Annotated in this window: 11 protein-coding genes; 8 read left to right on the plus strand and 3 right to left on the minus strand. The window is 42.1% G+C overall.

Features of this window, described 5'->3' with window-relative positions; translation table 11 throughout:
- Window positions 1–260: 260 nt before the first annotated feature.
- Entirely contained in the window at window positions 261–413 is a 153-nt protein-coding gene (locus ASU35_RS19175) for a hypothetical protein (RefSeq protein ID WP_156059369.1), read from the minus strand.
- Between the two features lie 96 nt (window positions 414–509).
- Here ASU35_RS19175 and ASU35_RS20465 point away from each other — a divergent pair, with 96 nt between their 5' ends.
- The 3 genes from ASU35_RS20465 to ASU35_RS06965 all read left to right on the plus strand — a co-directional run bounded on the left by ASU35_RS20465 (window position 510) and on the right by ASU35_RS06965 (window position 3,476).
- Complete coding sequence (locus tag ASU35_RS20465; protein WP_278278067.1) at window positions 510–644, plus strand: hypothetical protein; 135 nt, start codon at window positions 510–512, stop codon at window positions 642–644.
- A 195-nt stretch (window positions 645–839) separates the two neighbouring features.
- Complete coding sequence (locus tag ASU35_RS06960; RefSeq protein WP_058352315.1) at window positions 840–2,174, plus strand: sensor domain-containing diguanylate cyclase; 1,335 nt, start codon at window positions 840–842, stop codon at window positions 2,172–2,174.
- A 39-nt stretch (window positions 2,175–2,213) separates the two neighbouring features.
- Window positions 2,214–3,476: a right-handed parallel beta-helix repeat-containing protein gene (locus tag ASU35_RS06965; protein WP_083504179.1), complete on the plus strand. Its 1,263-nt coding sequence runs from the start codon at window positions 2,214–2,216 to the stop codon at window positions 3,474–3,476.
- Here ASU35_RS06965 and ASU35_RS06970 read toward each other — a convergent pair.
- Window positions 3,395–3,943: a Uma2 family endonuclease gene (locus ASU35_RS06970; RefSeq protein WP_058352316.1), complete on the minus strand. Its 549-nt coding sequence runs from the start codon at window positions 3,941–3,943 to the stop codon at window positions 3,395–3,397. The genes ASU35_RS06965 and ASU35_RS06970 overlap by 82 nt on opposite strands.
- Window positions 3,944–4,209: 266 nt before the next feature.
- On the opposite strand from ASU35_RS06970, the gene ASU35_RS06975 reads away from it, so the two are divergent.
- Window positions 4,210–6,300 (plus strand): bifunctional diguanylate cyclase/phosphohydrolase, encoded by a 2,091-nt coding sequence (locus ASU35_RS06975; RefSeq protein ID WP_058352317.1) that lies wholly within the window; start codon window positions 4,210–4,212, stop codon window positions 6,298–6,300.
- Window position 6,301: 1 nt separating this feature from the next.
- Window positions 6,302–8,875 (plus strand): leucine-rich repeat protein, encoded by a 2,574-nt coding sequence (locus ASU35_RS06980; protein WP_058352318.1) that lies wholly within the window; start codon window positions 6,302–6,304, stop codon window positions 8,873–8,875.
- A gap of 188 nt (window positions 8,876–9,063) precedes the next feature.
- On the opposite strand, the gene ASU35_RS06985 is transcribed toward ASU35_RS06980, so the two are convergent.
- The gene (locus tag ASU35_RS06985) at window positions 9,064–9,741 is read right to left on the minus strand and encodes a TIGR00266 family protein (protein ID WP_058352319.1); all 678 of its coding nucleotides are present in this window, start codon (window positions 9,739–9,741) and stop codon (window positions 9,064–9,066) included.
- Window positions 9,742–9,890: 149 nt separating this feature from the next.
- Between ASU35_RS06985 and ASU35_RS06990 the strand changes: the two genes are divergently transcribed.
- The 3 genes from ASU35_RS06990 to ASU35_RS07000 all read left to right on the plus strand — a co-directional run bounded on the left by ASU35_RS06990 (window position 9,891) and on the right by ASU35_RS07000 (window position 13,594).
- Window positions 9,891–10,760 (plus strand): YitT family protein, encoded by an 870-nt coding sequence (locus ASU35_RS06990; protein WP_058352320.1) that lies wholly within the window; start codon window positions 9,891–9,893, stop codon window positions 10,758–10,760.
- A 69-nt stretch (window positions 10,761–10,829) separates the two neighbouring features.
- Complete coding sequence (gene metG / locus ASU35_RS06995) at window positions 10,830–12,806, plus strand: methionine--tRNA ligase (RefSeq protein WP_058352321.1); 1,977 nt, start codon at window positions 10,830–10,832, stop codon at window positions 12,804–12,806.
- 14 nt (window positions 12,807–12,820) lie between these two features.
- Complete coding sequence (locus tag ASU35_RS07000; protein WP_058352322.1) at window positions 12,821–13,594, plus strand: TatD family hydrolase; 774 nt, start codon at window positions 12,821–12,823, stop codon at window positions 13,592–13,594.
- Window positions 13,595–13,598: the final 4 nt, after the last annotated feature.

A 13,598-nucleotide genomic window follows, 5' to 3' on the forward strand; every position in this document is an offset into this window, starting at 1 on the left:
TAGCATTTTGCTTTCACTTTTTTGAAAGAAGGACCGATCTTGGACTCCATTTCATTGAGCAGAGCCGTGCGGAAAGCGTTACGTAAAGCGTTACGTAAAGCGGATACCCCTTCACTGATTAAATCTCTGAATGGTAAAAAAAGTTCAGTGCATCATCCAAAGACAGTTTTTTCTGAAAAATGCTCAATAATGCGAGCATATTTTTGTAATTATGTCAAGAGTGTTAAAAAACCGCCATTATTGACGGCTCTTTTGTAATGTTATGCATGCTCTGGTACCTTTCCCTGCTCCCAAATCTCATCGGCAGATAAATCTATATCAAATAATCCATTAATTATTTCTAAGTCTTTAAATGCCGGAATACAAACTGTTGTGTTATCCTTAATAAATCGTTTTCCTGTTGTTTGCTCCATTCCTGAACTATTTTTAAAGCTCTTTTCGACAATATTACACTAGGAATCAAGAATGGAGATAAGGTATTGTTCATGGAAGAATCAGGGAGAGTATATATGATGAAAGCTTCTATGGATGCATTTCGTGATGCACAGAGAGCTTTCGTAGGTGAAGCGGAAAGAGTCAGTCTAGAGGATAACGATGATGTTATGGCAATGCTCAAGGAGCTTAGGGAGGTTCAGATTATGTAGCAGTTACACCGAATTAGTTGCGGCTTATGCAAAAATAGCTATGGAAATGGCAAAAAGTATAGCCTTGGGTAAGGGAAAATTACACATCAAGATTAAGGGGGAAGGAGATAAATAAAAGTAGAATTTTTTACAGGAAAGTAGTAAAATAATACCAGAAGGAAACTACAAGCAAATAATTATATTAAGGGGTACTTTATGAAAATTTGGGAATTTTTTGAGAACTTAGATGAATTTGTCTATGCGGCAGATATGGACAGCTATGAAATATTGTACATGAATAAAAAGGCAAGGGAAGCCTATGGCTTTACTTCTAATAAAGGAGTTATCGGGAAAAAATGCTATGAGGTATTACAAAAATCAAATGCTCCCTGTGCGATATGTACAAATCATTTATTAACTCCAGGGAACTTTAAGGAATGGCGATATTACAATCCTGTAATTCACAAGCATTTGGAATTAAAAGATACCATGATAGAGGTTAATAAAAGACGCTGCCGTATAGAGCTTGCTATTGATGTTAGTATGAGGGAGCGTCAAAATGAAGCAGCTTGCAGATATGAGAATCTGGAGAAGCTGGTGAATGAGAGTATTCGGATTGCCCTGATGGCATCGACACCGAATAAGTCCTTGGAGATTATTTTAGAGCATCTTGGAAAGATATTGAAAGGTGAGAGAGCTTATATTTTTGAACGAAATACAAGGGGAGGAGATGACAATACCTACGAATGGGTTGCTGAGGGGATAACACCGGAAAGGGAGAACCTGCAGAATCTGTCGCCAGAGGTCTGTGCAAACTGGTATCAGAATTTTAAAGAGAATAAAAATATTGTGATTGAGGATTTGGAGGATATTCGAGAGGAAGATCCGTTGCAATATGCAAATCTAAAAAGGCAGAATATTTGCTCTATCGTGGTAGTTCCACTGTATGATGAGAGAAAAGTCATAGGGTTTTATGGTATTGATAACCCGCCGAAGGAATCTATGGATTATATTCAAAATATCCTTCAAATCATAGGCCACTTTATCGTATCATCCTTGAAAAGGAGGGATCTCATTAAGCAGCTGGAGCGGATAAGCTACTTAGATCAGCTTACTAAGCTGGGAAACCGGTTTGCAATGAATGAATATGCACTTCAGATGGGGCGGAGGGATAGTATTGGAGTTGTTTATTGTGATATAACCGGATTAAAGCGAGTGAACGATACGGAAGGTCACGAGGCGGGAGACAGATTAATCCTTCGTGCCTGTGAAGGATTAGAAATTGCTTTCCATGGCTACGGCTTGTTCCGCATCGGTGGAGATGAACTGTTGGCTCTGTGCCCGCAGATAAAAGAAGATGAGTTAAAAAATAAGATTGAAAAGTTAAAAAAAGACCTGCAGGAGAAAGAGGTTGTTATGGCGATTGGAGCTATCTGGGAAAAGGAAAACAGCATTCCATTGGACAAGCTTTTATCTCTGGCAGAGGAACTGATGTATAAGGATAAAAAGGCATATTACAAGGCCCTTGGAGAAAAATCGGGGGGGGGGTAGAGAATACCTCAGAGACTGCAAAGAAAGGGAGGATAAGAGATGAAGCGGTATATAGAATTATTTCTGATCCTGGCTGTAATTATGCTGCCTTCTACCATGCTGGCAGCTGAAAAACCGACCTATACGGTATCGCCCGGGAGTGCTCCGTATAAAAAGACATATACGAACTACACCACTTATAATAAGTATACAAAGCATTATTATGTGCTGCGTTCTTATCTGGAGCAGCTGGAGAAAAAGGGCGGCGGCACACTGGTACTGAAAAAGGGCACCTATAATATTTCCAATACTTTGTACATCCCGTCTAATGTAACTATTCAACTAAAGGATGGCGTAGTCATAAATAAAACAACAAAGACTGGAACGAAGAAATTTTCAGCTTCGGGAACGATTTTTCAGTGTATTTCACCGAAAAAAGCTTCGAAAGAGGGAAGTGTAAGTGGCTATAATGGAGCAAAAAACATTAAGCTGATTGGAAAAGGAAAGGCCGTTATAGACTTAAAATATGTAGAGGGTGCCATTGCGGTTGTTATGGGACATAATCAGGATATTTCAGTGTCGGGAATTACCTTCCGGAATATGAAAAATGGACATTTTATAGAAATGGATGCGGCGTGGAAGGTTCTGGTGGAAAATTGTACCTTCCAGAATCATCAGGCATCTCCAAAGAAGAATAAAGAGGCCATTAATCTGGATACACCGGATAAGAATACGGACGGCTTCCATGAAATCTGGACAACTTATGACTGTACTCCGAATAAGGATGTAACGATACAAAACAATACATTTCTTTCTCTGGAGAGGGCGATAGGTACACATAAATACAGCGAAAATCAGCTTCATGCCAATATACGGATTCTGAATAACACAATTGATGGCTGTGAACAGGATGCAATTCGGGTTATGAACTGGGATTCTCCGGTGATTGAAGGTAACCGTATTTCCAACGTGGCAGGAGGTAATGGAAAATATCGTGCTATCTTAGCCAGCGGTGTAAAAAATCCTGTTTTTATGAATAATACGATTGCGAATGTAGCCCGTCCGATTCAGATTATGCCATGGAAAAATTCGGGAGCTGGTGAAAGCTATGGCATTATTTATAATGAGCTGAGTGAGGAAAATATTGCGGCAATGCAAAAAAATACACTAATCAATGTAAGTGAGAATTTTATAAGGTATAACACGATTTATAATGAATTTGTTACTGGAAGCTATAAATATTATATTGATTTGGCAATATCAGAGAAATCAATGGATAAATCCTCATATATACCAGCATTAATAGAATCCGTGAAAGTATAGTCTTCAGTATCTTCTGTTTCAAAATTGTAAACCGTGATACGATTTTTAGCAGGGTCTACAATCCAGTATTCTTTTACACCAGAAGTGCGATACTTAAACAGCTTTGTATAATAATCCATTCTTCTGCTTCCAGGAGAAACGATTTCAATAATCCAATCTGGGGCACCAGAACAGCCTTTATCTGTGAGCTTGGATTTGTCGCAAATAACAGAGATATCCGGTTCAACATAATTTTTATCATCGTCATTTAAAAATACTGCAAATGGGGCAATATCGACTTCACATGAGCCATTATTGGATTTGATATAATTATTAATTACAGTGCATAATTCTGCGGTGATACGTTGATGTAGTCGGCTGGGCGGTGCCATGTAGTAAATCTGACCGTCAATCAGTTCTGCACGTTCACCTTCCTGGAGGTTGTAAATATCATCAATGGTATATGTTTGCTCTCTTGGTAATGGCATGGTAGCACTTCCCTTCATAGTTATTGTATACCGTTTAAAGCTGGTTATTCCGGTATTTGGCAGCAGCGTTAATTCTCCACCCTGCAGTTACATTATAGCATACTTTAATAGATGCGTACAGCAGGATTATTCTTCTGAAGGTGCTTTCATGTAATGGAAAAAATTGGGTTTTAAAAAGATAGTCTGGATTTTTTTGCCAGCATCCTTTATAATAGAGAAGAGAACAAAAGAAAGGGCTGCCAGGACGGCTTGAAAGGATACAGATTATGGGCGAAAGTGGACAGGAAAAGAAGAAAATTCTAATTATTGATGATTCGGAGGTTAACCGCTCAATACTGAAAGATATGCTTGGAGGTGGCTATGAGATACTAGAGGCCTGTGACGGTGTTGAAGGAGTAGAGATCCTTCGGAAATATGAGGATCAGATTGATTTGGTGCTTTTGGATATCATTATGCCTAATATGGATGGCTTTGGTGTTTTAAGTGCCATGAATGAAAATCGCTGGATTGAATATATTCCTGTCGTTATGATTTCTACGGAAAGGGATCCTGTTTATATTGAGAAAGCATATGAGATGGGAATTACTGATTTTATTGCCCGTCCCTGTGACACATTGATTCTGCGACGGAGAGTTATTAATACAATTATGCTCTATGCTAAGCAAAAAAAGTTAATCAGTCTGGTGGCTGACCAGGTTTATGAGAAGGAAAAGACCAGCAACCTGATGGTGTCTATATTGAGTCATATTGTAGAATTCAGAAATGGAGAAAGTGGGCTTCATGTACTTCATATTCGTACTATTACCGGGCTGCTTTTAAAGTCTCTGGTAAAAAAGAGTAATAAGTATTCATTGACACGTTCTGATGTTTCCCTGATTAGTACAGCCTCAGCACTTCATGATATTGGGAAAATAGGAATTCCGGAGGCTATCCTGAATAAACCGGGGAGGCTTACAAGGGAAGAGTTTGAAATTATGAAAACCCATTCGATGCTGGGAGCGACGATGCTTAGTGGGCTTCCTTTTTACCAGAATGAGAAGCTGATTCGTCTGGCTTATGAAATTTGTCGCTGGCATCATGAGCGATATGATGGAAAGGGGTATCCGGATGGGTTAAAGGGCGATGAGATTCCCATTGCTGCACAGATTGTAGCCTTGGCTGATGTTTATGACGCTTTAACAAGTAAACGTGTTTATAAAGATGCCTATTCCCATGAAAAGGCAATACAGATGATTTTGGATGGAGAGTGTGGAGTGTTTAATCCTCTTTTGTTAGAGTGCCTGACAGAGATTCAGGAGCAATTAAAGGAGGAACTGGAGCAGAGCTCCTTTAGTAAAAGCAGCCAGAGGGAAATGCAGAAGATTGCAGAGGAGCTTATGGCACATGCGGAGCTTTCCTTGTCTAAACGGACTCTGAACCTTTTGGAGCATGAGAGGATTAAATATCAATTCCTGGCTTCTATGACAAATGATATTTTATTTGAATATACGAATACACCATCCATGATAACCTTTTCTGAACAGGGAGCAAAGAGGCTTGGTATCAGGGAGACGATGCTGAACCCTTATCAGAATCGTAATGTCCTGCATACCTTTGGGACAGAAAACTTACAGGGATTTGGAAAGCTTGTGAAAAGGGCGACACCGGAGCAGCCGATTTTTCAGTATGACTGCAGGATTACGATAGATGATGAGCTGAAATGGGCACGGCTTGTCTGCTGCACGACCTGGTCAGGGGATGAGCCACCTCAGTATACGGGGCTTATCGGCAAAATTGTAGAGCTTAAGGATGAAGAAAATGTGGTTGTTGATATTGATAAAATGATAACGAGGGATCCATTGACCGGACTGCTTAATTTTACCCATGCAAGGCTTCGTATCCGAGAACAACTGGAGCTTCGCAGGAATAGTGAATTTGCTATTATAATCTTTGATCTGGATAGTTTTCGGAGTGCCAATGACCGCTATGGACATATTTTTGGAGACAATCTGCTTAAGTATATGGCAGAGAGGCTTCGCCAATGTATTCGAAGTGAGGATATCGCAGCCCGCATTGGCGGTGATGAATTCCTGGTTATGGTAGAGTATAAAAAGGAAAAAGAAAAGGTGATTGAACGTATTTACAACGATCTGACAGGGGAGCACGATGGTTTTCCTGTTTCTGTTGCTATGGGAATCGCCCGGACTGAGGATATTGGAAGAGACTGTGAAGCTTTGCTGAGAGGTGCAGAGCAGGCACTATCTACAATCAAGCTGGAAAAGAAAAAGGGATACAGCTTTTATGATAAAACCATGCGGAGTATGCGACCGGTGCTGTCTTCGATTGAGGAGCTAGAAAATATGGAGGATGAAAAATAGTATGAGATTCTTAAGGTTTAATAATAAGGGGAAAAAAGTAAAACTGCTTTCTACTCTTTTGGCAGTTTCTGTGGCTTTTCAGGCTCTTTCTGTGCCTGCCTTTGCTGTAGAGGCGAGTGCCGGAAGGACTATCCAGTGGGGAGAGGAGAAGCTTAAGGACCTGCAACAGAGGATAGAGTCCTTAGCTTCTCCGGATGCACAGGAAGCAGAGGATACTGCTTTGAATCTGAAAAATGTAAAGCTGGATATAGGCGAGGAGCTTTCGCTGGAGCTTATAGGGAAAGCAGGTGTAATAAAGGATGGTGTAGAATGGTTTTGCAGAACCAGGATTCCGGAGGATAAGCTGTATTCAGCAGCAGGCTCGGAGGAAGCCTTGCTTTGCTTAAGCCTTAGTAAGGAGGGACGCATCACGGCAAAGAGGCCTGGTTCTCTGGAGGTATGGGCGAAGTGGGGAGACACTCTGTATTGCTGCGGTGTGACTGTTCGTACAGAGTATGAGACTTTAGTGGAAAAGGAAAGAAAACAGGCAGACATAAGGGCAGAGGAAATTGTGAAGGATATGATGCATCTGAAGGATGTGGATAAGGTTTTAGCAGCCCATGATTATCTGGTAAGCCATGTGGTATATGATATGGACTATCTGCTTGGAGGTGCCGAAGGAGCTCTGCTGAATGGAAGGGCTGTCTGTGCCGGATATGCCCAGGCATTCCTGAAGCTTATGGAGAAGCTGAATGTAAATTGCCGTTGTGTCGCCGGATATGCCGGACAGGAGGAGCATCTGTGGAATAAGGTTGAGCTGGAGGGAGAATGGTATTTCCTGGATGTTACCTGGGATGACCGTGATTTCATAGACTACACCTACTGCCTTATTGATCCTGAGACCCTTGGAAGGGATCATAAGGGCTGGTATACTCCAATAGATGAAGCTTATGGAACAAAGTACAGATACTATCCTTATGAAAAACAGGGGATGCTTGCAAGGAATAAGGAAGAGCTTGCTGCCATACTTTCTCAACAGTTTGATGCCACTACCGGAGCAGAGGCCATGATAGATGTCCTGATTCCTACGGAAATGCATCGCAATGAGATAACAGACAGACTGGAGAAAATAGCAGGTAGAAGTGCCGATATAAATAAGCAAAGAAATTGGATCGTAGGAGACTATACCCGATATGTTTATAAGGTAAGCAATATCAGCCCTCAGCCGGCAAAGGAGGTTAAGCTTCTTTGTGTAGAGCCGGGGAATGGAGAAGGGGAAACTACGACGAAGCTGAGATTGAAATTTGACCAGGAGGTGGAAGGGCTTTCTGCTTCCAATATCTTTTTAAAGGATGCTGATAAGGGAGTGCTGGAGGATAAAGGAAATGGCACTTATGAGCTGCCGATTTATAATATCCGGGTTGGAGATAAAACACAGCTGCCGGTGGAGATACGTAAACGAGGCTTTGAGATTACTCCTGCATCAGAAAGCTTTCTGGTTAGTGTAATAAGGGAGGATAAGCCTCAGGCGACCTTCGAAGCGGTGGGCAGGTTCACAGGGCTTCTTTCCAATCTGGAGCCGGGGATGGAATATACGGTAGGAGATGGAGTATGGCATAAGGTCAATTCAGAGGAGCCGGTTCTGGTAGAGCCTATGTATCAAAGGCCTGTTTCTGTTATAAAAAGGAGCAGCAGTCCTGAAAAAATAGATTCTGAGGTTCAAAGGATTGTTTTACAATGGCCGGATGAGCCTAGATGGGTAAGAGCAGAAGCTGGGAAATTAACTAACCTGCGCAAGCAGATGGAATACCAAAAGGAAGGGGACACCTATTGGAGTCTTTGTACCGAAAGAGAGATCACAGGACTTTCGGCTGGTGTGTACTATGTGCGATATAAAGGATATGGAACTACCCTGGCCTCTGAGCCTCAAAGGGTCGTCATCCTCCAGTCTGCAACAAATGGCAGTACTGCTGCTTCCGGGCGGCCTTCGTGGAAGGAAAATGCAGCTACACAGCCGCCGGTTCCGGTAGAACCAGTGCAGCCAGAGCCGGTGCAGCCAGTCCCGCCGGTACCAGTGCAGTCAGAGCCGGTACAGCCAGTTCCGCCAGTTCCGCCAGTCCCACCGGTACCAGCAGAGCCAGTTCCGGTAAAGCCGGCAATGGTTGAGGATAAAGTTATCTCGAAGGATTTGGAATATAAGATTTCCTCTGCAGAGGGTAAAAAACTTGTTTTAGAGAAGAAAGGAAAGCAAAAAGCTAATAAAGTAACGATCCCGGCGGTTATAAATGTAAATAAAGCTGATTTTGCGGTGACGGGGCTTGCATCAGGGGCTTTCAAGGGTGATAAGGAGCTTAAGCATATTGTTATTGGTGCAAATATCACTGTTATTGGGAAGGAATGCTTTAAAAACTGCACACAGCTTAAAAAACTTACCTTTAAGGGAAAAGAAATTAAAGCAATTGGGAAAAATGCTTTTCAGGGTATTAAAAATGAGGTTATTGTTGAGCTTCCGAAAAATACGACAGGAGCAGAGCAGAAAAAAATAGAAAAAATACTTAAGAATGCGGGGTTGAAAAAATTTAAGATAAAAAAATAAACATGATACTGAAGGAAAGATAAAGGAAGGTCCGGAATGTGTTTCCGGACCTCTTTTTATTCGATAGGAAAGTGCGTCCTATCGAATAAAAAACGCTCCGCTAAGGATCGCACTGCGGAGGCGTGGAAGATGTCACTTTCGCGACCCGCCGCAGGCGGAGAGTTTGCTTTACAAACTCTTTGCTAAAATTATTTCGATGGAACCATACGGATAATACGGCCTGCGAAATCGTTGAAATTCTGTGTCTGTAAGATGACTTTTCCAGGACCGGTCAAGCGGGTGAGAAATAGACCTTCACCACCAAAGAACATATTTTTAAGACCCTTTACGGTTTCAATTTCGTAAGAAACAGAAGGCTCAAAACCAACAACATTGCCGGTATCTACTTTGAGAACTTCGCCCGGAGCCAGCTCCTTTTCGATTTTATCTCCATCAATTTCCAGAAAAACTACGCCGTTACCATGAATTGTTTGAAGGATAAACCCTTCACCACCAAATAGGCCGGCGGAGAATTTTTTTGTAAAGGTTACAGACAGCTCAATACCAGGCTCGGCACATAAAAAGGCATCCTTCTGGCAGATAAGTCCTGCACGGCCATCCATATGAATAGGAAGAATTTCTCCGGCAACGGTGGAAGAAAAGGCAACAGTAGCGTCATCACGCTCTGCACGATAGGTCGCCATAAAAAGAGATTCACCAGTAAACATTCGGCCAAGACCCTTCATGAAGCCGCCCTTGATATTGCTGTCCATAGTAATGCCATCAGAGCACCATGCCATAGCTCCGGACTGTGTATACATACTTTCGCCGCGGTTTAATTTAACTTCGACAGCAGGCATAGTAGAGCCTAAAACTTTATATTGCATATCTTATCCTCCTAGTATTTGATAAATTAATTCTAAAGGATTAAGGGGAGAGTGTCAATGGAAAGGTAAAATATCTGAGAATTTATCTTTACATCAATGGGATAAAATGCTATATTTGGAATGGAATTATGAGAGATAGGAGCGAGGGCATGAAAAAGGCAGATGACAGCAGGCTGAAGCGGGTAGATTGGATAAGGGAAGGACTGATATTGACAGCAGCTATGGTAATTATTGCTGTATCTGTATATTTTTTTCTGATTCCCAGCCATACATCTATTAGTAGTATTTCGGGACTGGCGATTGTACTGAGCAATCTGGTACCCCTATCCATATCAATGATTACTTTGCTGCTAAATACGGTTCTGCTGGTGATTGGATTTTTTACTTGTGGAAAGGAATTTGGAGGTAAGACGGTATATACCAGTATTCTGCTTCCTGTTTTGCTGGCAATGCTAGAGAGATTATTCCCAAACAACCAGTCCTTTACTGGCAGTGCGGAACTTGATATAGTATGCTATATTTTTCTGGTCAGTGTGGGCTTAAGTATTTTGTTTAACAGGAATGCTTCCTCTGGCGGATTAGATATTGTTGCTAAAATTATGAATAAGTATTTTCATATGGAGCTTGGCAAAGCGATGTCGCTTTCCGGTATGTGTGTAGCACTTTCCTCTGCTCTGGTGTACGATAAGAAAACCGTTGTTTTAAGTGTTCTTGGAACCTATTTAAATGGTATGGTGCTGGATCATTTTATTTTTGGACAGAAGCTGAAGCGTCGTGTCTGTATTATTACAAAAAAAGAAGAAGCTGTCCGGCACTTTATTATTCATGAGCTTCATAGCGGGGCAACGATTTATGAGGCTATTGGTGCTTACAATATGGAAAAACGAAATGAGATTATTACAATTGTGGATAAGAACGAATACCAGAGGCTGATGAGCTATATTAACAAGGAAGATCCGGATGCATTTATCACGGTGTACACAGTGGCAGATATGCGGTACCAGCCGAAGGTTTGGTAAAATTCTACCTTGACAAAAATGGATTTTGCGAATACACTTAACAATAATTTTATGAAAGAGGAGATTACAATGGAAAAGAAACCTTATTATTTGACAACTGCGATTGCTTATACCTCGGGTAAGCCGCATATTGGAAACACTTACGAAGCAGTGCTGGCTGATAGTATCGTGCGTTTTAAAAGATACCAGGGCTATGATGTACGGTTCCAGACTGGTACTGATGAGCATGGACAGAAGATTGAAATGAAAGCAGAAGAGGCTGGCGTAACACCAAAGGAATTTGTAGATGGTGTTGCAGGAGAAATCAAGTCTATCTGGGATTTAATGAATACTTCTTATGATAAGTTTATCCGTACAACGGATGATTATCATGAGAAGCAGGTACAGAAGATTTTCAAAAAGCTTTATGATCAGGGAGATATCTATAAGGGATATTATGAAGGAATGTACTGTACTCCTTGCGAGTCCTTTTTCACCTCCTCCCAGCTGGTAGACGGCAAATGCCCGGACTGTGGAAGAGAGTGCCAGCCTGCAAAGGAAGAGGCTTATTTTCTGAAGCTTTCCAAGTATACAGACCCTTTAATTGAGCACATTAATACCCATCCGGAATTTATTCAGCCGGAGTCCCGTAAGAATGAGATGATGAATAACTTCCTTCTGCCGGGCCTGCAGGATTTGTGCGTGTCCAGAACCTCTTTTAAATGGGGAATTCCGGTGGATTTTGATGACAAGCATGTGGTCTATGTGTGGATAGATGCTTTAAGTAACTATATTACCGGTCTGGGCTATGACCAGGATGGCAGCAGCGGAGAGTTATTTGAGAAATACTGGCCGGCAGACCTGCATCTGATTGGTAAGGATATCCTTCGTTTCCATACGATTTACTGGCCAATTATGCTGATGGCTCTTGACCTCCCTCTGCCAAAGCAGATTTTTGGACACCCATGGCTGCTGCAGGGTGATGGCAAGATGAGCAAATCCAAGGGAAATGTTATCTATGCAGATGACCTGGTGAATTTATTTGGTGTAGATGCGGTACGTTATTTTGTGCTTCATGAGATGCCATTTGAAAATGATGGTGTGATTACCTGGGAGCTTTTAGTTGAGCGAATGAATTCTGAGCTTGCAAATACTCTGGGTAACCTGGTAAATCGTACAATTTCCATGTCCAATAAGTATTTTGGTGGTGCTGTAAATAATGCTGGGGTAAAGGAGCCGGTAGATGATGAGTTAATTGCTCTTTCTCTGGAGACGCCAAGGAAGGTGGAGCATAAGATGGATGAGCTTCGGATTGCCGATGCTATTTCTGAGATATTCACTTTATTTAAAAGATGCAACAAATATATTGATGAGACAATGCCTTGGGCACTGGCAAAGGAAGAGGAAAAAAAGCCTCGGCTGGAAACTGTACTTTACAACCTGGTAGAGAGTATTTCTATTGGGGCAAATCTGTTAAAGCCCTTTATGCCTGAGACATCAGATAAGATTCTGGCACAGTTAAATGCACCGGAGAGAAGCTTAGAGGAGCTCTCCCAGTTTGGGGCTTATGTATCCGGTAATAAGGTAACGGATGCTCCTGAGATTTTGTTCCAGCGTCTGGATGTGAATGAGGTGCTTGTAAAGGCAGCTGAGATTCAGGCAGCACAGGCAGCAGCGAATGGAGGTGCTACAGAGGCTACTTCTGATAATGAGGAGCCGGTAATTGATATTGAAGCAAAGCCGGAGATTACCTTTGATGATTTTGAGAAGCTTCAGTTCCAGGTAGGTGAGATTATTGCCTGTGAGGAGGTTCCGAAGTCCAAGAAGCTTTTATGCTCCCAGGTGCGTATCGGAAGCCAGGTAAAACAGATTGTTTCCGGCATCAAGCAGCATTACACTGCAGAGGAGATGGTTGGTAAGAAGGTTATGGTTTTAGTGAACCTTAAACCTGCGAAGCTGGCTGGTGTGCTGTCTGAGGGTATGCTTTTGTGTGCAGAAGGCGAGGATGGAGAGCTGGCACTGATGACACCAGAGAAAAAGATGCCTGCTGGTGCAGAAATTGCGTAATCGGAGATTTTTAAATGGAAGCAAGGATATTTGAAACCCATGCCCATTATGAGGACAGGCAGTTTGATGAGGACCGTGAGGAGCTTTTGAAAAGCCTGCCCCTAAATGGCATTGAGTTTGTGGTAAATGTAAGCTCCAGTCTGGAGACAGTAAAACGCACCCTGGAGCTTACGAAAGGATATGATTTTATATATGGTGCCGTAGGTGTACATCCGGAGGAGGCTTTGGAGCTTACGGAGGAGAGCTTTGCATGGCTTTCAGAGCAGCTTTCCTGTGATAAGATAGTAGCCGTCGGTGAAATTGGTCTGGATTATTACTGGAAAGAGCCGGATCCGGCGGTTCAGAAAATCTGGTTTGAACGACAAATTGCTCTGGCACGGGAAAAACAGCTGCCGATGATTATTCATAGCCGGGATGCGGCAAAGGATACTTATGAGCTGATGAAGGCTGGTCATGCTGAGGAGGCTGGTGGTGTAATCCACTGCTTTTCCTATGCAAAGGAAATAGCAGAAAAATTTCTGGATATGGGCTTTTATTTAGGCATTGGCGGGGTGGTAACCTTCAAAAACAGCAAAAAGCTTAAGGAGGTTGTAGAGTATGCACCTCTGGAGCGGATTCTGCTGGAAACAGACTGCCCTTATATGGCGCCGGTGCCAAACCGGGGCAAACGCAATTCTTCTTTAAATCTAATCTATGTGGCAGAAGAAATCGGAAGGCTAAAGGGATGCTCTACCGATGAGGTAATTGCACAGACTACAAAAAATGCAAGGAAAATGTATCGTATTTAGGAAA

This window comes from Acetivibrio ethanolgignens (assembly GCF_001461035.1).
GTDB lineage: Bacteria > Bacillota > Clostridia > Lachnospirales > Lachnospiraceae > Velocimicrobium > Velocimicrobium ethanolgignens.

Coding starts and splice junctions, on each gene's coding strand:
- ASU35_RS19175 (WP_156059369.1), bottom strand. CDS start 413: ATGGAGCAAACAACAGGAAAACGATTTATTAAGGATAACACAACAGTT.
- ASU35_RS20465 (WP_278278067.1), top strand. CDS start 510: ATGATGAAAGCTTCTATGGATGCATTTCGTGATGCACAGAGAGCTTTC.
- ASU35_RS06960 (WP_058352315.1), top strand. CDS start 840: ATGAAAATTTGGGAATTTTTTGAGAACTTAGATGAATTTGTCTATGCG.
- ASU35_RS06965 (WP_083504179.1), top strand. CDS start 2,214: ATGAAGCGGTATATAGAATTATTTCTGATCCTGGCTGTAATTATGCTG.
- ASU35_RS06970 (WP_058352316.1), bottom strand. CDS start 3,943: ATGCCATTACCAAGAGAGCAAACATATACCATTGATGATATTTACAAC.
- ASU35_RS06975 (WP_058352317.1), top strand. CDS start 4,210: ATGGGCGAAAGTGGACAGGAAAAGAAGAAAATTCTAATTATTGATGAT.
- ASU35_RS06980 (WP_058352318.1), top strand. CDS start 6,302: ATGAGATTCTTAAGGTTTAATAATAAGGGGAAAAAAGTAAAACTGCTT.
- ASU35_RS06985 (WP_058352319.1), bottom strand. CDS start 9,741: ATGCAATATAAAGTTTTAGGCTCTACTATGCCTGCTGTCGAAGTTAAA.
- ASU35_RS06990 (WP_058352320.1), top strand. CDS start 9,891: ATGAAAAAGGCAGATGACAGCAGGCTGAAGCGGGTAGATTGGATAAGG.
- metG (WP_058352321.1), top strand. CDS start 10,830: ATGGAAAAGAAACCTTATTATTTGACAACTGCGATTGCTTATACCTCG.
- ASU35_RS07000 (WP_058352322.1), top strand. CDS start 12,821: ATGGAAGCAAGGATATTTGAAACCCATGCCCATTATGAGGACAGGCAG.